This is a genomic window from Albidovulum sp., from assembly GCF_041919395.1.
Lineage (GTDB): Bacteria > Pseudomonadota > Alphaproteobacteria > Rhodobacterales > Rhodobacteraceae > Albidovulum.
Window position 1 is genome coordinate 1 of record NZ_JAYRTX010000071.1, and the last position, 18,245, is coordinate 18,245.

Genomic DNA, 18,245 nt, shown 5'->3' on the forward strand with positions numbered 1-18,245 from the left:
ACCGTCCCGGCGCCACAGAGGCGCATACGACCGCGGCCGAAGCAATGGCGCTCGGCGAAGGCGTCTGCCAGGATCACGCCCACGCGCTCATCGCCGCCGCGCGTACACTTGGGATGCCGGCGCGCTATGCCTCCGGCTATCTTTTCGCAGCCGGGGACGGCACGCCGCACGAGGCCGCTCACGCCTGGGCGGAACTCTGGGTTGCCGGGCTCGGCTGGATCGGCTTCGACCCGGCGAACCGCACCTGCCCGGACGACCGCTACATCCGCCTCGGCTCCGGCCTCGATGCCCGCGACGCCGCCCCGATCCGCGGAATCGCGCGGGGCCCGGGGCGCGAGACGCTCGACGTGTCGGTTGCGGTCGCCCAGGGGCAGCAATAGTGTCGGCGCGCCGGGGGATCGGGGACGGGACATGACCTATTGCGTCGGGCTCTTGCTGAATGACGGCATGGTGCTCTTGTCGGACACGCGCACCAATGCCGGACTCGACAACATCGCGACCTACCGCAAGATGTTCACATTCGAGGATCCCGGCGAGCGGGTGATCGTGATCCTTGCGGCCGGGAGCCTGTCGATCACCCAGACGACCATTGCCCAGTTGCGCGAGGCGATCGACGACCCCGAGGCGGCGCCCGAAACCTCGATCATGCTCGCCCCGACGCTCCTGAAGGTCGCCGAGGTGGTGGGAGAAACGCTCGGCCGCGTGCGCCGGTCGGTGGACGACAAGCTTGCCACGATGCGGCAGGGGGCCTCGGCCTCGCTCATCGTCGCGGGCCAGCGCAAGGACGGGGCGATGCGGATGTTCCTCGTCTACCCCGAGGGCAACTTCATCGAGGCGACCGAGGACACGCCGTTCCTGCAGATCGGCGAGCACAAATACGGCAAGCCGATCCTCGACCGGGTGGTGCGCCCCTCGACCTCGCTCGACGACGCGCAGAAGGCCGTGCTCCTGTCGATGGATTCGACGCTCAGGTCCAACCTCTCGGTCGGGATGCCGCTCGACCTCGCGGTGATCCGGGCCGGCGAATGCCGGGTCGGCCACACCCGGCGGTTCGAGGCGGGGGACGCCGATTTCACCCGCATCAGCAAGGCCTGGTCAAAGGCGCTGAGGGAAAGCTTCCTGAAGATCCGGATCTGATCCGACGGCCGGGCTTCAGCCCCGGTGCGCGTCGAAGAACGCGGCGGCCACGTCATAGAACCGCGTCCGGACCGCCGGCGTCTCCATCATCAGTTCGTGCTCGGCGCCCGCAACGCGGTCGAACCTCGCTCCGGGCCAGCGCGCCATACGGTCCTCGATGGCCGGTATGTTCACGATCCGCTCCTCGATTCCGAGGACTGTGAGGCAGGGCAGGGCAGGGGAGGCCATGGCGCGCAGATCGCGGCACTCGCGCAGCGCCTCGCGCAGCCAGGTGAGTGTCGGCCCGCCGATGGCAAGGTCGGGATGGGCGGTCAGTTGGCGCTGCATGAACTCGAACATTTCCCGGTCGCGGGTCAGGAGGTTCCCCTCGAACGGCGCCTCCAGCACGTAGGTCATGGGCGACGTCGAGGGCACCAGCCGGTCGCCGAGTCCGACCATGGGGCCCAGCGTCGCAAGCGCCCAGGCGGCGGGGCGCAGCGCGGGATGCATCCGGATGCCCCACATCGGCGCCGAGAAGGTCGCGGCGCGGACCGGCAGCCCGTCGTGAATCGACCTCAGCCCGATGCAGCCGCCCATCGAATGACCGACGACGAACCAGGGTTCGGGCAGGGCCTCGGCGCGCAGGAAGGCGACAAGCGCCGCCACGTCTCGCTGATAATCGGCAAAGCGTTCGACATGCCCGGGCGCGGGTTCTTCGATGAGCCGGTCGGCGATTCCCTGGCCGCGCCAGTCGATCGTCGCCATCGCATAGCCGCGCATGGCGAACTCGCCGGCCGCGGGGCCATATTTCTCGACGTATTCGGTGCGGCCGGGGAACAGGAGAACGGTTCCCTTCGTGCCCCCCCGCCAGCAGGCGGCACGAACCCGCACCCCGTCCGACGTGTCGAGCCAGGCGCAGGTCTCGCCGCCGGGCGCCTCGGCCACATCGGCGTAGAAGGGAGCCGGCTTCATCCTCAGCCGAGAGCGGCGCCAAGCTGCATCGCAAGACCCATGTCGCCGTCAATCGAAAGCTTGCCCTGCATGAAGGCGGCGGTCGGGTTAACGTCGCCCGACATGAGTCCCTCGAAGGTCTCGCGGTCGGCGGTGATGGTCACGTCGGCCTCCTCGTCACCCGCGCGCACGCCGGAACCGTCGACCATCAGCGCGCCCTCGCCCGCGATCACGAATTTCGCGGTTCCGGGCAGGCCGCCGGACAGTTTCTCGCTCAGCGCGGCGACGGCCGCGTTAACCACATCGCTCATGCGTTCCTCCAAATGTGACCGCTGCGGCCCTCGCGCGGGTCCGCCATTTCGGCTACACTCTGCCCTGTAATGGACCGCATCGCCACTCCCTTCCGCGCGTTTTTCCTCGTCTGTGCCGCAGCGTTATCGCTCGGTCTGCCCGGGGGCGGGCCCGCCGCCGCGGCCGAGCCGCTCGACAGGCTCTATGCCGAGCTTGCCGACCCTGCGAACGAGAACTGGCAGCGGACGCAGGCCGACATCCTGCGCGAATGGTCGAAATCGGGCTCGCCCTCGATGGACCTTCTCCTGAAGCGCGGGCGCGACGCGATGGAGGCGGGCGACCTTGCCGCGGCGATCGAGCATCTGACGGCCCTGACCGACCATGCGCCGGATTTCGCCGAAGGCTGGAACGCGCGCGCCACCGCCTTCTACATGGCCGGGCAGTTCGGCCCCTCCATGACCGATATCGCCCGGACGCTGAGCCTGAACCCCCATCATTTCGGCGCGCTCGCTGGGCTTGGCATGATTCTCGAGCAACTCGGCCGCGACGAGGCGGCGATCAAGGCCTATCGCGCCGCGCTGGCTATACATCCGCACCAGGACACCCTACATCAGGCGCTCGACCGGCTGGAGAAGAAGACCTCCGGCATGTCACTCTAGGGCGGGCAGACGGGCAGGCCGCCGCAACGGCGACCCGAGGAGCAGGCGCATGAACGCGGGCGCGAGGATCACTGCGGTCCTCGGACCGACGAACACGGGCAAGACCCATTACGCGATCGAACGGATGCTCGCGCACCGCACGGGTGTCATCGGCCTGCCGTTGCGACTGCTCGCGCGCGAGGTCTACGACCGGATCGTGGCCGCCCGCGGTCCCTCGGTCGCGGCGCTCGTGACGGGCGAGGAACGGATCGTCGGCGCGCGGGCGCAGTACTGGGTCTGCACGGTGGAGGCGATGCCCACCGACATCGGCTGCGACTTCCTCGCGGTGGACGAAATCCAGCTCTGCGCCGACCCCGAGCGCGGCCATGTCTTCACCGACCGGCTCCTGAACGCGCGGGGGCTCCACGAGACGCTCCTCCTCGGCTCCGACACGATGCGGGGCGCCATCGCGGCGCTGGTGCCGGGGGTGCAGTTCCTGAAGCGCGAACGCTTCTCGACCTTGAGCTACTCGGGTTCGAAAAAGCTAAGCAGGATGCCTGCACGCTCCGCCATAGTCGGGTTTTCGGTTGAAAACGTCTATGCCATCGCCGAGCTGATCCGCCGCCAGAAGGGCGGCGCCGCCGTCGTGATGGGGGCGCTTTCCCCCCGGACGCGCAACGCGCAGGTGGCGATGTACCAGGAGGGCGAGGTCGACTACCTTGTCGCGACCGACGCCATCGGCATGGGCCTCAACCTCGACATTGGCCATGTCGGCTTCTCCGCCACAGCGAAGTTCGACGGCTGGCGGATGCGGTCCCTCTTCCCCCACGAGCTTGCCCAGATTGCCGGCCGCGCCGGCCGCCACACCGCGCCCGGCACCTTCGGCGTGACGGGCGAGGCGGGGCCGCTCGATCCCGAGGTGATCGAGGCCATCGAGAACCACCGCTTCGCGCCGATCCGGCGGCTGAATTGGCGCGCCTCCGCGCTCGACTTCGGGTCGGCCGACCGGCTTATCGCCTCGCTGGAGGCGTCACCCGCCAGCGAATGGCTTCAGCGCGGGCGCGAGGCCGACGACCTCCGCGCGCTCAAGACGCTGTCAGAGCTGCCCCCCGTCCGCGACCGGCTCGCCCATCCGCGTGACCTGCGCCTTTTGTGGGACGTGTGCCGGGTGCCGGACTTCCAGGGCATCTCGGCCCAGGAACACGCGAGCCTTCTCGCCCGCATCTTCGGCTTCCTCCAGGAAGGACATGTCCCCGACGACTGGCTTTCGGCGCAGATCCGCCGCATCGACAAGACGCAAGGCGATATCGACACGTTGTCGAAGCGGCTCGCCTATATCCGGACCTGGACCTATGTCGCGCAGCGCGACCGCTGGGTGAAAGACGAAAGCCATTGGCGCGACGAGACGCGCGCGGTAGAAGACCGCCTGTCGGACGCGCTCCATGCCGCGCTGACACAGCGATTTGTGGACCGGCGGACGAGTGTGCTCCTCCGCCGGCTCAAACAGAAGGAGGGCCTCGTGGCCGAGGTGAACGACAAGGGCGAGGTGACGGTCGAGGGCGAATTCGTCGGCCGTCTCGAAGGGTTCCGCTTCCACCAGGACGGCACTGGCTCGCCCGACGAGGCAAGGACGGTGAAGCAGGCGGCCTACGAGGCGCTGAAGCCCGAATTCCACCTCCGCGCGGACCGTTTCTACAACGCGCCGGACACCGAGTTCGACTTCACCGAGCAGGGCGGGCTGATGTGGGGCACCCACGCGGTCGGCAAGCTCGTGAAGGGCCCCGAGGCGCTGAAACCGCAGGTCGCGGCCTTCGTCGACGAAGAGGCTGGCTTCGACGTGGCCGAAAAGGTCCGCCGCCGGCTCCAGCACTTCATCGACCGCAAGGTGGCAACGCTCTTCGAGCCGCTCCTGAACCTTTCCCGCGACGAGACGCTCGCCGGTCTCGCCCGCGGCTTCGCCTTCCGTCTTACCGAGGCGATGGGCGTCCTGCCGCGCGAGGGCGTCGCCGACGAGGTCAAGGCGCTCGACCAGGACATGCGCGGCGCGCTCAGGAAGCACGGCGTTCGCTTCGGCCAGTACACGATCTTCCAGCCCGCGTTGCTGAAACCCGCGCCGACGCGGCTCCGTCTCGTGCTCTGGTCGCTCTTCGCGGGGCTCGACGAGTTCCCCGAAAGCCCGCCGCCGGGCCTTGTCACTGTGCCGAACATCGAGGGTGTGCCGGGCGGCTACTACACACTTTCGGGCTACCACCCGGCCGGCGCGCGGGCCATCCGCATCGACATGCTGGAAAGGCTCTCCGACATCCTGCGCACGCAGGACAGCCGCGCGGGATTCGAGGCAACGCCCGACATGCTGTCGATTACCGGCATGACGCTGGAACAGTTTGCCGACCTCATGAGCGGGCTCGGCTACAAGGGCGAGAGGGCCGAACGCGAGAAGGTGCGGGCAGAACCGGTCTCGGCCCCGGTGGCCGAGGGCGAGGTCGTCAATCCGATCACCGAGGAGGAGGCGGCGCTTCAGACCGTCACCGAGATGGAGGTGTACTATACCTTCACCTGGGCGCCGCGGCCACGCGGAAACCGCGGCGAGCGGCCGAATCGCGGCCGCCGCCCCGAAGGCCAGCCCCGTGAAGGCCAGCCCCGTGAAGGCCAGCCCCGTGAAGGCCAGTCTGGTGAGGGGCGGCCCCGCGAGGGTGCCGAGCGTCGGGACGGTCGGCCGCAGGGCGAGCGGCGCGACCGGGCCGACCAATCCCGGGGCGAGCGCGGCGACCGGCCACGCGGGGGAAAGCCCCAAGGCAAGCCGCAGGGCAAGCCGGGCGGCAAGCCGCGGCGCGAGGACGAGCGCCCCCGATCCTTCGAATCGCGCCCTCCGAAGTCGGACCGCATCGACCCCGACAACCCCTTCGCCGCGCTTCTCGCGCTGAAAGACAAGATCTGAGGCCGGTTTGGCCGAAGGCGAGCGCATCCGCATCGACAAGTGGCTCTGGCAGGCGCGGTTCTGCAAGACCCGCAGCCTCGCGGCAGAGGTGGTATCGGCCGGCCGCCTGCGGCTAAACGGCGCGAGGATGGCAAAGCCCGGCCATGCCGTCGGTCCGGGCGACGTCCTGACCTTCCCGCAGGGCGGGCAGGTCCGCGTCGTCCGCATCCTCGCCTGCGGCAGCCGCCGCGGCCCCGCGCCCGAGGCGCGCGGGCTCTACGACGATCTCGCGCCGCCGGCTGTCCCGAAGACCTCCGTTCCGCCTGCCGCTGCCGCAGAGGACTGACGTTCGCGGGGCCCGCGGCCGCGCACCTGCGGCGGTCTTTCCCACCCCGGCCGTCTTGCATGCCGCGCGCCTTGGGGCTAGGAGTCCTCTGCCTTTCGGAAGTCCGGACCCCGTGCCATGACCTATGTCGTCACCGACAACTGCATCGCCTGCAAATACACCGACTGCGTCGAAGTCTGCCCGGTGGACTGCTTCTACGAAGGCGAGAACATGCTGGTGATTCACCCGGACGAATGCATCGACTGCGGCGTCTGCGAGCCGGAGTGCCCGGCCGACGCGATCCGGCCTGACACCGAGCCCGCGATGGAGAAATGGGTGGAGTTCAACCGGACCTATTCCGAGAAGTGGCCGGTCATCACCCAACGCAAGGATCCCTTGCCCGAGGCGGAGGCGCGCGACGGCGAGACGGGCAAGCTCGACAAGTATTTCTCCGAAGCGCCGGGTACCGGGGACTGATAAAGCCGGCCCGGGGCGATTCGCGCCGCTGACGCGAATCGGTCCGCGCGGAGCGTCGCAAGCGAAAAATCGCGCCAAAGGGGCCGATTCGGGCGATGATGCCGCAGGCGCATGGCCGACTTGCCGCGTTGCAGCCCTTTAAAATGGGGGCAGTTTTTGCTATATTTCTGTCACAAACGACGAGGAACTCTGCGCGTGAGGTTGCTTCACTCGGCAGCCACGGGGGTACTGGGCGACATCGAAAATGCGGCAACGGGGGCTTTTCGGCCCCCGCGCGTTTCTGTGGCGTTGGCGCACGGAGGCCGGATGCGAGGATGCACCACGACATGAGCAAAACAAAGAAGAACGATTTCCGCCCGAACGACTTCGTCGTGTATCCCGCGCATGGCGTGGGCCGGATCATGGCGGTCGAGGAACAGGAAATCGCCGGGTTCAAGCTCGAGCTGTTCGTCATCACCTTCGAGAAGGACAAGATGACGCTGCGCGTGCCCACGCACAAGGCCACCGAGATCGGCATGCGCCAGCTCTCCTCGCCCGACCTCGTGACCAAGGCGCTCGAGACGCTGAAGGGCAAGGCCAAGGTCAAGCGCGCGATGTGGTCGCGCCGCGCGCAGGAATATGAGCAGAAGATCAACTCCGGCGATCTCATGGCCATCGCCGAGGTCGTGCGCGACCTGCACCGCACCGACGATCAGCGCGAGCAGTCCTATTCGGAGCGCCAGCTTTACGAGGCGGCGCTCGACCGTCTGACCCGCGAGGTGGCGGCCGTGGCCGGCGTCGACGAGGCCGGCGCCCAGAAGAAGGTGGACGACGTCCTGCTTTCCCGCGCCGCCTGATCCGGGCCGTTCCGACCGATCTGCTGACCGCGGCGCCCCGGCGCCGCGGTTCTTTTTTGGTCATCCCGCTGCCCCGGATCGCCGTTCAGCCGGTGGAACATATGCGTGAAGGTCGCAGCGCCGAGGACCGGGACGACGAGATTCACGAAGGGCAGCGTGAGCGGCGCGGCCATCAGGAGCCCCGCGACGAAGATCTGCCCGCTGTGGCGCCGGCGCAGGGCCGCGGCCCCCGCCCGCCCGAGCCGCCGCATCGCCGCCATCTGGAAATACTCGCGCCCGAGCAGGTAGCCGTTCAGGGCCCAGAAGACGAGGGGCGCGAAGGGCCCGGAAAGGAGGTAGAGCACCAGCGCCAACGCATTGGCGGCGAGGATCACCCCCAGGAAGCGCAGGCTGTCGGCCACCGCCTCCGTCAGCGCCACGGGGCGGGCGGGGGGCAGGCCCCGGTAGTGCCGCGCCTCCACCGCCTCGGCCACGTCCTCGAGAAAGAGCCCGGTGAAGGCCGAGGCCACGGGCACCATCAGGAAGACCGAAAGCACGAGCATCAGGAGAAGCGAGCCCCAGCTCAGGAGGTTTTCCACCCAGGCGATCTCGCCGATCCAGGGCAGGGTGAAGGTGTCGGGCACGACCCAGCCGATCAGCGTGGCCACCACCGCGTAGGCCCCGGCGAGAAGCGCGAGCGCAAGAAGTACACCGAGACCGAGCACCTTGAGGAACCGCCGGTCGTGGATCTGTCCGATGGCCTTCAGGAAGTCGCCGAGGATCACCGCCTCAGTCCCGGATCCAGGAGGTGATCGCCGCAACGTCCGGTCGCGGCCGGTCGGGCGGGATGGAGGTCGCGGTGCCGATATGGATCAGCCCCGCCACCCGCTCGCCTGCGGCAAGGCCGAGCGCCTCGCGGGCGAAGGTGGCATCGTGGACGTGCCAGCCGGTAAGCCAGCAGGCGTCCCAGCCCGAGGCCAGCGCCGCATTCAGGAGCGTCAGGCAGACCGCGCCGGCCGAGAGCACCTGTTCCAGTTCGGGGATCTTGTCCGTCGGGCGCGGCACCATGACGACGGCAACGATGAGGTCGGCATCGGCGAATTGCGCCACGCCCTTCTCGATCCGGTCGGGCTCAAGCCCCAGCGCGGCGCCCCGCGCCCGGGCCAGCGCCGCGAGCCGGCCGAGCGCAGGCTTTGCCAGCACGAGGAACCGCCAGGGTTCGAGCTTGCCGTGGTCGGGCACCCGCGCCGCCGCCGTCAGGATCGGCATGAGTTCCGCCTCTGTCGGCACCGGCGCTCGCAGGAGCTTCGGCGGACGCGAGCGACGGGTGAGGAAGAATTCCATCGCGGCGGGGTTCGGCGTGGTCATGACCGTTCTCCTGTTTCCTGCGCCGCGATCATGCCGATCCGGACCGCAGGCGCAAGGCTGGCCGGGCGCGCCGGGCCGCGCTAGGGTCGGGGTCATGAGCGATCTTTCGCACCTCGCCCGCCCCGGCGCCGAAATCGCCGTCCGCGTGACGCCGAAGGCCTCGCGCAATGCCGTCGTGATCGAGGCGGGCACGATCCGCGTCTACGTGACCGTCGTGCCCGAGGGCGGCAAGGCGACGGCGGCGGTGGTGACGCTTCTTGCCAAGGCTCTCGGCGTGGCGAAGTCGCGCCTGACGCTCCTGCGGGGCGCGACGGGGCGCGACAAGGTCTTTCGGCTGGATTAGCCCTTGAGCCGGACCGGCTGCCCATGCGGCGTGACAAGATAGGCTGCCTCCCAGGCCGCCTTCGTCCGCGCCGCCTCCGCCTTCGGCGCGTGCCCCGTCGCGTCGAGGAAGCCCTCCAGCGTCTCCAGCCAGGCCGCATAGTAGTCTGCGTTGCCGTCCTGCGGCCGCTCGGTGCCCCGGCGCTTCAGGGTGGCGCCGAAGGCCTGCGTCCAGTCCGGCCAGCCGAAATGCCCTGCCTCGTTCAGCGCCACGGTCAGCGCGAAAAGCTGCGCCTGCCAGGGTTCGTCGAAGCGGGAGGGCGCGGGCGCGGTCATGCCGGCTCCAGATAGCTTTCCCAGAGATCGAGCGTCACCTCGTCGTCCTGCGTCTCGGCCTCGCCCCAGAGGTCCTCGGCGGAAAATGCAACGGTGTAGAGCGGCTCCGGGCGTTCGCCGAGTCCGTGGGCATTGGTGTCGGGAAACACATGGGGACCGTGCACCAGCTCGATCTGTCCGACATGACCCGCCGCGTAGGCGGGCAGCCGGGTGTGCCCGCCCGGCACATGTGAATTGCGCGACGGCAGTCGTGTGCGCACCCGGTCGCCGGCGGCGAAGGCGGGGGCCGCGCCCGGCCGGGCGTAGGGCGTGCCGCGCGCGAGCGCGGGTCCGACCGCCGCGGCGCGGAAGAGCCTCGGATGCGGAGGGGCAGGGGCGGCCTTGCCCGAACTCAGCTCCGCCTCGCTGACGAGGCCGCGCGCCACGAGCAGATCGGCGAGCGCGGCAATCCATTTCTCGTAATAGGAAAACCGCATATAGTCCTTTGGCGCGAGGCTTTCGCGGGCATGGCGCGAGGTGTCGATCGACCACTGGCCGAGCCCCCCGGCCGCGAGCGTCAGCGCCAGCGCCTTGCGCTGCCAGTCGGCGCCCACGGGCACGATGCCCTGCGGCTCTGGCACCACTGCTCCGTCGCCCCAGCGCCCGCCCATGTCGTGGACGCGGGTCATCGCGGCGGCCCGGGCAGGCCGGTGCCGATCATCGAGTCGCGGGTGACGAGGGCCGCGAGCGCCACCGCGTCCATCCCCTCGGTGCCCTCGGGTCGCATCGGGACGACAAGGTAACGCACCTCGGCCGTCGAATCCCAGACCCGAACCTTCTGCCCCTCGGGCAGTGTCACGCCGAACTCCGCCAGCACCTTGCGCGGCTCCCGCACCGCGCGGGCGCGGTAGGCGTCGGACTTGTACCAGCCGGGCGGAATTCCAAGGAGCGGCCACGGGTAGCAGGAGCAGAGCGTGCAGACGACCATGTTGTGCGTCTCGGGCGTGTTTTCCACGGCCACGACATGCTCGCCCTGCCGGCCCGAGATGCCCAGTTCGGCCACGGCGGCGGTCGCGTCGGCGACGAGCCGTGCGCGGAATGCCGGATCGGTCCAGGCCCGCGCCACGACGGCGGCGCCGAGATGGGGCCCGACCTTGTGCTCGTAGGTGTCGAGGATCGCCTCCATCGCCGAGGGATCGACGAGGCCCTTGGCGACGAGGATCGTCTCCAGCGCCTTTACCCTCAGCGCCGGATCGGAGGGCAGAAGCGTATGCGGATGATCGTGATCGGAATGATCGTGGGGCATGGGGCGGGAGCATGGCCGCGCAGGGGCGCCCTGTCCAGTGGCGATCAGGTCGCGCGGCCGTTATGGTCGCCCGCGACCCCGCGCGGCGATGGCGGGCCGAAGGCGCCACGGGTCGGCGCCTCCGCGCGAGCAGCCGCGCGGAAGGAGCGCTGGGCAGGCCGGATGAATCGCTTGACGCCGCCCGGCAATGGCATTAGACGGCGCGGACGGAATTCGGGCCCCCGCTCAGGCGGCGTGCCTTCGCTTTATCGGAACGCCGGGCCAAAGCCCAAGCTGTGAAGGAAGAACCCAATGTCCCGCGTCTGCGAACTGACCGGCAAGGGCCCGATGACGGGCAACAACGTGAGCCACGCGAACAACAAGACGCGGCGCCGCTTCCTGCCGAACCTGAACGATGTCACGCTCATCTCAGACGTGCTCGGCCAGTCGTTCACGCTGCGGATCTCGGCGGCCGCGCTGCGCTCGGTGGACCACCGCGGCGGGCTCGACGCCTTCCTCGCCAAGGCGAAGGACGACGAGCTGTCGGGCCGCGCTCTGAAGATCAAGAAGGACATCGCGAAGGCCCGCGCCGCGGCCTGAGCCGATCCGATACCGCCATCTCGCAGGGCCCCGCCTCGGCGGGGCCCTTGCGTTTGCGGCCGGCGACGGGGCGCGACCATTGCGCGCGGGGCGGGGCCCTTCCCATCGTGCCCGCACGGGCCTATGAACGGACCATGCGCCGCGGACCGGTCCAGCATTTCGTTGCCGTCGTCCTCGCCGTCGCCGTCACGGCGATGGGCGTCGCGGCGGCGTCAGCGCGCGGTCAGGCCGTGGCCGGCGGGCAGGCCGTTGTGCTTTGCTCGGGGGGCGGAATCGTTCAGGTCGCGCTCGACGCCGACGGAAACCCGACCGGCGATAGCCACCTCTGCCCCGATCTGGCGGCTGCGCTCCTTGGTGCGTTCCGGATCACGCTTCCTTCCATCGCCCGTCCGGAAAGCGCCGGCGAGGCGCTGGCCCCCGTGCGGGCGCATTTCCTCTCCTTCGCGCCGCGTGCCGCTTGGCGTGCACGCGGCCCTCCGGTTGCCGCCTGATCCCCCGTTCAGACCGACAACCTCAAGGAGACAGAGATGAACCCCCTCAAGACCGCACTTGCCGCCACCGCCGCGCTCTGGGCGCTGCCCGCGCTCGCCGCCGACACGATCGCCGTCACCGACGCCTATGCCCGCTTCATGCCCGGCGCCATGGCCGGCGCCGCGTTCATGTTGATCGAGAACACCGGCGCGGAGGACGACCGTCTGGTCGCGGCCGCCTCGGATATCGCGGCCAAGGTGGAACTCCACACCCACAAGCAGGGTACCGACGGGACGATGCAGATGGTCCATGTGCCCGAAGGCTTTCCGATCCCGGCAGGCGCCACCCACGCGCTCCAGCGCGGCGGCGACCATGTGATGTTCATGGGGCTGACGGAGCGTCCCGCCGACGGGACGACCGTGCACGTCACGCTCACCTTCGAGAAGGCTGGCGTGGTGGAACTGGACGTGCCGGTGGACAGCACGCGCTGAACCGCCCGATCCGGCGCCCGCGGCGCGGCGCGCGTTCCCCGGCGTGCCGCCCCGTATCCCTCGCTCTTCCCCCGCCCGACCGGGGAAGAGCGCAACCGTGCGAAGCCTGTCGCAATCAGCCCCGCCGGCCTCCTGCACCAGCGCTCACGGCGTGGCGCCCTGCGACGATGCGGGCGACCGTGGTTGGATCCGAATAGCCTCCTCGGTCGCGCCCGGTAACCTTCGCGAGGCACCTGTCCTTGCCGAGCGCGATCGGATCATCATGCTCCTTGGGCGAGTTGCAAGGCTCTGGACCGCGCGCTGCCCCGATCGCCGCGCGGGCTGCGGTGGGTTCCCCCGGGGACATTCCGGCGAAGACGAACTTCAGCGCTCGGCGAGGACCTCTGCGACCCATTCGGGCACGATCTCGCTTGCCGGGCCGTGCCGTGCGGCATCGAAGACTCCTGCGTTCCGCCCGGGTTCGAGGTTCAGTTCCAGTGTGCTGGCGCCGGCCGTCCGCGCAGCGGCGGCGAAGCCGGCAGCGGGGTAGACGGTGCCCGATGTGCCGATGGCGACGAAGAGGTCGGTCGCCTGAAGTGCCCGGGCGATCCGCCCCATGTGATGGGGCGTTTCGCCGAACCAGACGACATCGGGACGTGTCGCCGGCCGGCCGCAGGCCAGGCAGGGGTCGGCGGGCGCCATGACGGCAGGCGCGGGCCAGCGGTGGCCACAGGCCGCGCAGCGTGCAGTCAGGTGGGTTCCGTGCATGTGGATGACTTCGGGGCTTCCCGCACGTTCGTGCAGATCGTCGACGTTCTGGGTGACAAGCGTCACGGCGGCTTCACCCTCCCGCGCGAGCCGCGCGAGCGCAAGGTGGGCTGCGTTCGGCCGTGCCGTCCGCACCCTCTCGCGCCGCCAGTTGTAGAAGTCGAGCACGAAGCCGGGATCGCGGGCGAACCCCTCCGGCGTGGCCAGATCGCGCCAGTCGTAGCGCGACCAGAGCCCGCCCGGATCGCGGAAGGTGCCGAGCCCGCTTTCGGCCGAGATCCCGGCGCCGGTCAGGATCGTGATGGCGCGGGGCTTTGACACCGGGGGCTCCGTCTGCAATGGGCGGGGCAGGAGGCCCCGACATGCAGCGTATCCTCTTCGTCTGTCTCGGCAACATCTGCCGCTCGCCGGCGGCCGAGGCCGTCTTCGCTTCCCGGTCGCGGGCTGCCGGGCTTGCCTTGGCCACCGACAGCGCGGGGACGATCGGCTGGCACGTCGGCGAGCCGCCATACGGGCCGATGATCGCCGCTGCGGCCCGGCGTGGCTACGACCTCTCGGCGTTGCGCGCCCGGCAGGTAACACTCGCCGATCTTGCCGCCTTCGACCTCGTCTTCGCGATGGACCGGTCGAACCTCGCCGACCTCGCGGCGCTGCGGCCCGCCGCGGGCACCGCCGAGCTTCGGCTCTATCTCGGGCAGGGGGAGGTGCCGGACCCCTGGTACACACGTGACTTCGATGCCGCGCTTGACCTCATCGAAGAGGGCGCCGACCGGCTCGTGGCACGTTTGGGGACGACCTGAGCCTAGCCGATCCGCTCGGCGCTGTAGCCTTCGGTCTTCAGCGCGCCGATGATGGCCTCGGCGGGAACCGTCGTCTTGACCTCGGCGGTGTGGGCGCCGAGGTTCACGACGACGCTTGCGTTGCTGTCGAGGTCGATGATGGTGCGTTCGACCACCGCCTTGCAGTGGCCGCAGGTCATGTCGGGGATGGAGAATTTCATGGGGGCCTCCGCTGGCTCTGGTCCCTAGATCGGACGGCGGGGCCAGCGCGTCAAGTGCGGCCGCGTCAAGTCCCGGTGCGAAAAGTCCCGGTGTGTCGGGGCCAGTGCTTCCGGGCCAGTGCGTCCGTGACCCGGCGCGCTCAGGCGCGGACGGCAAAGCCGGCAGGCACCGCGGCGGGGTCGGCGGGCTCGGTCCAGACGTCCGTGACACGCGCGGCGCCGGGGCCTTCGCCCATCGCTGTCACCATCGCCTCCACCGCCGCCTCGGGCCCCGCGATCAGCGCCTCGACCGAGCCGTCGCCGCGGTTCCGGACCCAGCCCCTGAGGCCGAGCGCCCGGGACTGGCCCTGCGCCCAGGCGCGGTAGGCCACGCCCTGAACCCTGCCGGTGGCCCGCACCCTATAGGCGATCTCCTTCATGGCGGCCTCCCTTCGGGCAGTCTCGGACCATCCTAGCATGGAAGCGTCCATGAAGATCGTCCGCGCCGAGCGAGGGTTCGGGACATCGCGTCTCGACCCCGCGATTTCCCGGCACGGGCGCCGGAAGATGGGGCGGTCCCGGTGGCCAGGGCAACCCGGTCCCCCATTGACCGCCCGCCCGTTCCCGCGCATATCCCCGCAATCATGACCGAGCTCGCCCAGATCCGTAACTTCTCCATCGTGGCCCATATCGACCACGGCAAGTCGACCCTTGCCGACCGGCTCATCCAGATGACCGGGACCGTCGCCGAACGGGACATGAAGGCCCAGCTTCTCGACTCGATGGACATCGAGCGCGAGCGCGGCATCACCATCAAGGCCAACACCGTCCGCATCGAGTATCCCGCGAAGGACGGCAAGACCTATGTGCTGAACCTCATCGACACGCCCGGCCACGTCGACTTCGCCTACGAGGTCAGCCGTTCCATGCGCGCGGTCGAGGGTTCGCTCCTCGTCGTCGACGCGACGCAGGGGGTGGAGGCGCAGACGCTCGCCAACGCCTACCAGGCGATCGACGCCGACCACGAGCTTGTCCCGGTCCTGAACAAGATCGACCTGCCCGCCTCGGACCCTGAGCGCGTGAAGGCGGAGGTCGAGGACGTCATCGGCATCGACGCCAGCCAGGCCATCCCGATCTCGGCCAAGACCGGCGTCGGCATTCCCGACGTGCTGGAGGCCATCGTCCACCGCCTGCCGGCGCCGAAGGGCGATGCGCAGGCGCCCCTGAAGGCGATGCTCGTCGACAGCTGGTACGACCCCTACCTCGGCGTCGTCGTCATGATCCGCGTGATGGACGGCCGCGTCGCCAGGGGCGACCGCATCAAGATGATGCAGACGGGCGCGATCTACGGCATCGACAAGCTCGCCGTGCTGAAGCCGCAGATGGTCGACATCGCCGAACTGGGGCCGGGGGAGATCGGCGTCTTCACCGCCTCGATCAAGCAGGTCCGCGACACCCGCGTCGGCGACACGATCACCCATGAGAGGAAGCCCTGCGCCAAGGCGCTGCCGGGCTTCAAGCCGGCGCAGCCGGTGGTCTTCTGCGGCCTCTTCCCGGTCGATGCCAACGATTTCGAGGCTTTGCGCGACGCCATCGAGAAGCTGGCGCTGAACGACGCGAGTTTCACCTACGAGATGGAGACCTCCGCCGCCCTCGGCTTCGGCTTCCGCATGGGCTTCCTCGGGCTTCTCCACCTCGAGGTCGTCCGCGACCGGCTGGAACGGGAATACGACCTCGACCTCATCACCACCGCGCCGTCGGTCGTCTTCAAGCTCCACATGAAGGACGGCGAGGTGCGCGAGCTGCACAACCCCGCCGACATGCCCGACCTGACCTATGTCGACCATATCGAGGAGCCGCGCATCAAGGCGACGATCATGGTCCCCGACGACTATCTCGGCGATGTGCTGAAACTCTGCCAGGACCGCCGCGGCATCCAGATGGATCTGACCTATGCCGGTTCCCGCGCCATGGTCGTCTATGACCTGCCCTTGGCCGAGGTCGTCTTCGACTTCTACGACCGGCTGAAGAGCGTGACCAAGGGCTATGCGAGCTTCGACTACCAGATGATCGGCTACCGCGAGGATTTCCTCGTGAAGATGCAGATCCTCGTCAACGACGAGCCCGTGGACGCGCTCTCCATCATGGTCCACCGCGACCGGGCCGAGGCGCGTGGCCGGGCGATGGTGGAAAAGCTGAAGGACCTGATCCCCCGCCACATGTTCAAGATCCCGATCCAGGCGGCCATCGGCGGCCGGGTGATCGCGCGGGAGACTCTGTCGGCCTTGCGGAAGGACGTGACCGCCAAGTGCTACGGCGGCGACGCGACGCGGAAGCGCAAGCTCTTGGAGAAGCAGAAGGCCGGCAAGAAGAAGATGCGGCAGTTCGGGAAGGTGGAGATTCCGCAGGAGGCGTTTATTAATGCGCTGAAGATGGATTCTTGACTTTGGTGTAGCCGTGAGTAGCCTTTTCGCGTCTAGGGAGAGAGGCGAAAATGGCCGACGAGAAGACTGCGCCAGATACTAACAACGAACCAAAGGCCGAAGCGAAAACTGCAGACAAGTCAGAAAGCAAAGAGCGGCGAGAGATCAAAGGCAATCTTCCTTACACTTCTTATCCGGGCTCTCTGAAAGCCGTCTTGGATGCGATTATTGTTGCGGAAAGGCCAGACAAGTTCTCAAACAACTTTCTCGAAACTGTTCTAAAGCTATCTGGCGGCGGCGCGAGATCCGTGCCACCGCTAATGAAAAAGATGGGATTTCTGGAAGGCGACGGCACTCCGACGGACAGGTATTCAAGGTTCAAGACAGAAAGCAAGCGGGCGCAGGCGGCGTCCGAAGGGCTGAAAGCGGCTTTCAGCGAGCTATTTCGACGGAACGAGTTTGTCGATAAGGCAACTGAAGATCAAGTAAAAGACATTATTGTCGAGATTACTGGTCTCAACAAGAACGACCAGATTATTAGACTGATATTCAACACATTTGACGTGGTTCGATCATATATACCTGCCTCAATGAGAGGGCAAGGGAAGACCGATACTTCGAAAGAAGAGGAAAAGGTTGATCAAGGCCACGAAGAACATGCCGATCCGGGCGGTGCGGCATTGAAGAGGCTAGGCATCTCTTATCAAATCAACGTTGTTCTACCTGAGACCGACAATCCAATGGTGTTCGATGCGATCTTCAAGAGCTTGAAAAGGAACCTCCTCTGATGGTCTCGGAAGTGGTTCTGGAGCTATATATGCTCAAGTGCTCGGTAATAACTCGCGATCTAGCGCGAGTTATGGGTGAGCTTTCCCTTCGGGACGAAAGGTCAGAAATCGAGAGACACACCGATGGATTAGTGGAAGGTCACCTAAACCAAATAGACTATCAAATACTTAGCGATGCTAGGAAGATGGGTGAATTTTATCGGATATTCTATGCGCTTGAGAATGACATAAGGCAACTGATCGGAGAGACGATGGATGTGGCTTACCCCCAAGGATGGTGGACGAGTTATACTCTGCAGGCCGTGAGAGAGAATGTAGAAAAGAATAAGCAGAGGGAGGAGGCGGAGGGTATTCCTCCGAGGTCCAATAGGAATATTGACTATACAACATTTGGTGAACTTGGGGAAGTTATTAAGGAGAACTGGAACGTGTTTTCGGGAATATTCTCAAACGCGTCGAAAGGCAGAGTACTGAGGGTAATCAATAGATTGAATTTGGCGCGAGGCCCTATTGCGCATTGCGGAATTTTGCCGGTCGAGGAGACAGTTCGTTTGAAGCTTACGGTTAGGGATTGGTATTCCTTGATGGAGTAGCAGTCCGTAGGTCGGGGTTCATCCCGACTCTGTATTGCCCGATTTGTCCAGCGACAAGTCGAGGCATTGCCTCGACGGCCGCGCCTGCCACCCCGGCCCGCCCACGGGGCGGGCGTTCGGTGGGGAAGGCGTCCACTGGACGCCTTCTTGATCCCACCTCACCCCAGGCAGCCGCGTCCCGATTTCCCGAACGTAAGGCGCCAGCGGAGAGCCCCTTGGCCTCCGGCTTGCGGCTCCGGCCAACCGGACCTGCCGAAGGTCCACTAGACCTTCGGCGGACGGGTAATCTCCCCATTCTTAGCGGGGGGCCGCGGGCGAATTCACGCGGCCCAGT

General features: G+C 67.6%; 24 protein-coding genes and 1 pseudogene. 15 read left to right on the forward strand and 10 right to left on the reverse strand.

All coding sequences use genetic code 11. From position 1 onward, the window contains the following. Nucleotides 1-380, forward strand: a 380-nt coding sequence (locus ACMUOO_RS12180; RefSeq protein ID WP_413855377.1) for a transglutaminase-like domain-containing protein, incomplete at its 5' end; no start/stop codon positions are given. Between the two features lie 31 nt (nucleotides 381-411). Further along, nucleotides 412-1,137, forward strand: coding sequence for a proteasome-type protease (locus ACMUOO_RS12185; RefSeq protein ID WP_301917497.1), 726 nt, complete (start codon nucleotides 412-414; stop codon nucleotides 1,135-1,137). Between the two features lie 15 nt (nucleotides 1,138-1,152). Here the strand turns inward: ACMUOO_RS12185 and ACMUOO_RS12190 are convergent, their stop codons facing one another. Further along, nucleotides 1,153-2,088 carry an alpha/beta fold hydrolase gene (locus ACMUOO_RS12190; RefSeq protein ID WP_301917496.1) on the reverse strand — a complete coding sequence of 312 codons (936 nt, stop codon included), beginning with the start codon at nucleotides 2,086-2,088 and terminating at the stop codon, nucleotides 1,153-1,155. Nucleotides 2,089-2,090: 2 nt separating this feature from the next. Then, complete coding sequence (locus ACMUOO_RS12195; RefSeq protein ID WP_301917495.1) at nucleotides 2,091-2,378, reverse strand: SCP2 sterol-binding domain-containing protein; 288 nt, start codon at nucleotides 2,376-2,378, stop codon at nucleotides 2,091-2,093. 69 nt (nucleotides 2,379-2,447) lie between these two features. Between ACMUOO_RS12195 and ACMUOO_RS12200 the strand changes: the two genes are divergently transcribed. The 5 genes from ACMUOO_RS12200 to ACMUOO_RS12220 all read left to right on the forward strand — a co-directional run bounded on the left by ACMUOO_RS12200 (nucleotide 2,448) and on the right by ACMUOO_RS12220 (nucleotide 7,551). Next, complete coding sequence (locus ACMUOO_RS12200) at nucleotides 2,448-3,017, forward strand: tetratricopeptide repeat protein (RefSeq protein WP_301917494.1); 570 nt, start codon at nucleotides 2,448-2,450, stop codon at nucleotides 3,015-3,017. 49 nt (nucleotides 3,018-3,066) lie between these two features. Next, nucleotides 3,067-5,934 (forward strand): helicase-related protein, encoded by a 2,868-nt coding sequence (locus tag ACMUOO_RS12205; protein ID WP_301917493.1) that lies wholly within the window; start codon nucleotides 3,067-3,069, stop codon nucleotides 5,932-5,934. 7 nt (nucleotides 5,935-5,941) lie between these two features. Beyond that, nucleotides 5,942-6,259 carry an RNA-binding S4 domain-containing protein gene (locus ACMUOO_RS12210; RefSeq protein WP_301917492.1) on the forward strand — a complete coding sequence of 106 codons (318 nt, stop codon included), beginning with the start codon at nucleotides 5,942-5,944 and terminating at the stop codon, nucleotides 6,257-6,259. A 117-nt stretch (nucleotides 6,260-6,376) separates the two neighbouring features. Further along, nucleotides 6,377-6,715: a ferredoxin FdxA gene (gene fdxA / locus ACMUOO_RS12215; RefSeq protein WP_301917491.1), complete on the forward strand. Its 339-nt coding sequence runs from the start codon at nucleotides 6,377-6,379 to the stop codon at nucleotides 6,713-6,715. 326 nt (nucleotides 6,716-7,041) lie between these two features. Continuing rightward, nucleotides 7,042-7,551 (forward strand): CarD family transcriptional regulator, encoded by a 510-nt coding sequence (locus tag ACMUOO_RS12220; protein ID WP_301917490.1) that lies wholly within the window; start codon nucleotides 7,042-7,044, stop codon nucleotides 7,549-7,551. A gap of 80 nt (nucleotides 7,552-7,631) precedes the next feature. Here the strand turns inward: ACMUOO_RS12220 and ACMUOO_RS12225 are convergent. After that, a pseudogene (locus tag ACMUOO_RS12225) lies at nucleotides 7,632-8,312 on the reverse strand (EI24 domain-containing protein); the annotation flags it as partial. A gap of 7 nt (nucleotides 8,313-8,319) precedes the next feature. Beyond that, entirely contained in the window at nucleotides 8,320-8,898 is a 579-nt protein-coding gene (locus ACMUOO_RS12230) for a nitroreductase (RefSeq protein ID WP_301917489.1), read from the reverse strand. A gap of 94 nt (nucleotides 8,899-8,992) precedes the next feature. Between ACMUOO_RS12230 and ACMUOO_RS12235 the strand changes: the two genes are divergently transcribed. Then, on the forward strand, nucleotides 8,993-9,241 hold the full coding sequence (locus tag ACMUOO_RS12235) for a DUF167 domain-containing protein (RefSeq protein ID WP_301917488.1): 249 nt from the start codon (nucleotides 8,993-8,995) through the stop codon (nucleotides 9,239-9,241). Here ACMUOO_RS12235 and ACMUOO_RS12240 read toward each other — a convergent pair. From ACMUOO_RS12240 to nthA, 3 genes are read right to left on the reverse strand one after another with little or no spacing between them, the layout of a single operon-like run. Beyond that, on the reverse strand, nucleotides 9,238-9,555 hold the full coding sequence (locus ACMUOO_RS12240) for a nitrile hydratase accessory protein (protein ID WP_301917487.1): 318 nt from the start codon (nucleotides 9,553-9,555) through the stop codon (nucleotides 9,238-9,240). The genes ACMUOO_RS12235 and ACMUOO_RS12240 overlap by 4 nt on opposite strands. Continuing rightward, nucleotides 9,552-10,223 carry a nitrile hydratase subunit beta gene (gene nthB, locus ACMUOO_RS12245; RefSeq protein WP_301917486.1) on the reverse strand — a complete coding sequence of 224 codons (672 nt, stop codon included), beginning with the start codon at nucleotides 10,221-10,223 and terminating at the stop codon, nucleotides 9,552-9,554. Before nthB ends, ACMUOO_RS12240 begins: the two co-directional genes overlap by 4 nt. Continuing rightward, nucleotides 10,220-10,840 carry a nitrile hydratase subunit alpha gene (nthA, locus tag ACMUOO_RS12250; RefSeq protein ID WP_301917485.1) on the reverse strand — a complete coding sequence of 207 codons (621 nt, stop codon included), beginning with the start codon at nucleotides 10,838-10,840 and terminating at the stop codon, nucleotides 10,220-10,222. The genes nthB and nthA overlap by 4 nt, the downstream gene beginning before the upstream one ends. Before the next feature lie 291 nt (nucleotides 10,841-11,131). Between nthA and rpmB the strand changes: the two genes are divergently transcribed. From rpmB to ACMUOO_RS12265, 3 genes are all read left to right on the forward strand, one after another. Then, nucleotides 11,132-11,419, forward strand: a complete 288-nt coding sequence (gene rpmB, locus ACMUOO_RS12255; protein ID WP_301917484.1) for a 50S ribosomal protein L28 — start codon at nucleotides 11,132-11,134, stop codon at nucleotides 11,417-11,419. A 134-nt stretch (nucleotides 11,420-11,553) separates the two neighbouring features. Then, entirely contained in the window at nucleotides 11,554-11,910 is a 357-nt protein-coding gene (locus tag ACMUOO_RS12260) for a hypothetical protein (RefSeq protein WP_301917483.1), read from the forward strand. A 36-nt stretch (nucleotides 11,911-11,946) separates the two neighbouring features. Then, nucleotides 11,947-12,381 carry a copper chaperone PCu(A)C gene (locus tag ACMUOO_RS12265; protein WP_301917482.1) on the forward strand — a complete coding sequence of 145 codons (435 nt, stop codon included), beginning with the start codon at nucleotides 11,947-11,949 and terminating at the stop codon, nucleotides 12,379-12,381. 363 nt (nucleotides 12,382-12,744) lie between these two features. Here the strand turns inward: ACMUOO_RS12265 and ACMUOO_RS12270 are convergent, their stop codons facing one another. Next, nucleotides 12,745-13,449 (reverse strand): NAD-dependent deacylase, encoded by a 705-nt coding sequence (locus ACMUOO_RS12270; RefSeq protein ID WP_301917481.1) that lies wholly within the window; start codon nucleotides 13,447-13,449, stop codon nucleotides 12,745-12,747. Nucleotides 13,450-13,490: 41 nt separating this feature from the next. Between ACMUOO_RS12270 and ACMUOO_RS12275 the strand changes: the two genes are divergently transcribed. Next, nucleotides 13,491-13,928: a low molecular weight protein-tyrosine-phosphatase gene (locus ACMUOO_RS12275; RefSeq protein WP_301917480.1), complete on the forward strand. Its 438-nt coding sequence runs from the start codon at nucleotides 13,491-13,493 to the stop codon at nucleotides 13,926-13,928. Between the two features lie 2 nt (nucleotides 13,929-13,930). Here the strand turns inward: ACMUOO_RS12275 and ACMUOO_RS12280 are convergent, their stop codons facing one another. Together ACMUOO_RS12280 and ACMUOO_RS12285 are read right to left on the reverse strand one after the other, a co-directional pair. Then, entirely contained in the window at nucleotides 13,931-14,128 is a 198-nt protein-coding gene (locus ACMUOO_RS12280; RefSeq protein WP_301917479.1) for a heavy-metal-associated domain-containing protein, read from the reverse strand. A 140-nt stretch (nucleotides 14,129-14,268) separates the two neighbouring features. Continuing rightward, entirely contained in the window at nucleotides 14,269-14,547 is a 279-nt protein-coding gene (locus tag ACMUOO_RS12285) for an acylphosphatase (protein WP_301917478.1), read from the reverse strand. A gap of 204 nt (nucleotides 14,548-14,751) precedes the next feature. Between ACMUOO_RS12285 and lepA the strand changes: the two genes are divergently transcribed. Genes lepA through ACMUOO_RS12300 form a run of 3 tightly spaced genes read left to right on the forward strand, consistent with a single transcriptional unit; the run spans nucleotide 14,752 to nucleotide 17,911 of the window. Beyond that, nucleotides 14,752-16,551, forward strand: coding sequence for a translation elongation factor 4 (lepA, locus tag ACMUOO_RS12290; protein WP_413855385.1), 1,800 nt, complete (start codon nucleotides 14,752-14,754; stop codon nucleotides 16,549-16,551). Between the two features lie 50 nt (nucleotides 16,552-16,601). Continuing rightward, on the forward strand, nucleotides 16,602-17,318 hold the full coding sequence (locus ACMUOO_RS12295; RefSeq protein WP_413855387.1) for a DUF5343 domain-containing protein: 717 nt from the start codon (nucleotides 16,602-16,604) through the stop codon (nucleotides 17,316-17,318). Beyond that, nucleotides 17,318-17,911: a Swt1 family HEPN domain-containing protein gene (locus ACMUOO_RS12300; protein ID WP_413855389.1), complete on the forward strand. Its 594-nt coding sequence runs from the start codon at nucleotides 17,318-17,320 to the stop codon at nucleotides 17,909-17,911. The genes ACMUOO_RS12295 and ACMUOO_RS12300 overlap by 1 nt, the downstream gene beginning before the upstream one ends. The last annotated feature ends 334 nt before the right edge of the window (nucleotides 17,912-18,245 follow it).

Coding starts and splice junctions, on each gene's coding strand:
- ACMUOO_RS12185 (WP_301917497.1), top strand. CDS start 412: ATGACCTATTGCGTCGGGCTCTTGCTGAATGACGGCATGGTGCTCTTG.
- ACMUOO_RS12190 (WP_301917496.1), bottom strand. CDS start 2,088: ATGAAGCCGGCTCCCTTCTACGCCGATGTGGCCGAGGCGCCCGGCGGC.
- ACMUOO_RS12195 (WP_301917495.1), bottom strand. CDS start 2,378: ATGAGCGATGTGGTTAACGCGGCCGTCGCCGCGCTGAGCGAGAAACTG.
- ACMUOO_RS12200 (WP_301917494.1), top strand. CDS start 2,448: ATGGACCGCATCGCCACTCCCTTCCGCGCGTTTTTCCTCGTCTGTGCC.
- ACMUOO_RS12205 (WP_301917493.1), top strand. CDS start 3,067: ATGAACGCGGGCGCGAGGATCACTGCGGTCCTCGGACCGACGAACACG.
- fdxA (WP_301917491.1), top strand. CDS start 6,377: ATGACCTATGTCGTCACCGACAACTGCATCGCCTGCAAATACACCGAC.
- ACMUOO_RS12220 (WP_301917490.1), top strand. CDS start 7,042: ATGAGCAAAACAAAGAAGAACGATTTCCGCCCGAACGACTTCGTCGTG.
- ACMUOO_RS12230 (WP_301917489.1), bottom strand. CDS start 8,898: ATGACCACGCCGAACCCCGCCGCGATGGAATTCTTCCTCACCCGTCGC.
- ACMUOO_RS12235 (WP_301917488.1), top strand. CDS start 8,993: ATGAGCGATCTTTCGCACCTCGCCCGCCCCGGCGCCGAAATCGCCGTC.
- ACMUOO_RS12240 (WP_301917487.1), bottom strand. CDS start 9,555: ATGACCGCGCCCGCGCCCTCCCGCTTCGACGAACCCTGGCAGGCGCAG.
- nthB (WP_301917486.1), bottom strand. CDS start 10,223: ATGACCCGCGTCCACGACATGGGCGGGCGCTGGGGCGACGGAGCAGTG.
- nthA (WP_301917485.1), bottom strand. CDS start 10,840: ATGCCCCACGATCATTCCGATCACGATCATCCGCATACGCTTCTGCCC.
- rpmB (WP_301917484.1), top strand. CDS start 11,132: ATGTCCCGCGTCTGCGAACTGACCGGCAAGGGCCCGATGACGGGCAAC.
- ACMUOO_RS12260 (WP_301917483.1), top strand. CDS start 11,554: ATGCGCCGCGGACCGGTCCAGCATTTCGTTGCCGTCGTCCTCGCCGTC.
- ACMUOO_RS12265 (WP_301917482.1), top strand. CDS start 11,947: ATGAACCCCCTCAAGACCGCACTTGCCGCCACCGCCGCGCTCTGGGCG.
- ACMUOO_RS12275 (WP_301917480.1), top strand. CDS start 13,491: ATGCAGCGTATCCTCTTCGTCTGTCTCGGCAACATCTGCCGCTCGCCG.
- ACMUOO_RS12280 (WP_301917479.1), bottom strand. CDS start 14,128: ATGAAATTCTCCATCCCCGACATGACCTGCGGCCACTGCAAGGCGGTG.
- ACMUOO_RS12285 (WP_301917478.1), bottom strand. CDS start 14,547: ATGAAGGAGATCGCCTATAGGGTGCGGGCCACCGGCAGGGTTCAGGGC.
- lepA (WP_413855385.1), top strand. CDS start 14,752: ATGACCGAGCTCGCCCAGATCCGTAACTTCTCCATCGTGGCCCATATC.
- ACMUOO_RS12295 (WP_413855387.1), top strand. CDS start 16,602: ATGGCCGACGAGAAGACTGCGCCAGATACTAACAACGAACCAAAGGCC.
- ACMUOO_RS12300 (WP_413855389.1), top strand. CDS start 17,318: ATGGTCTCGGAAGTGGTTCTGGAGCTATATATGCTCAAGTGCTCGGTA.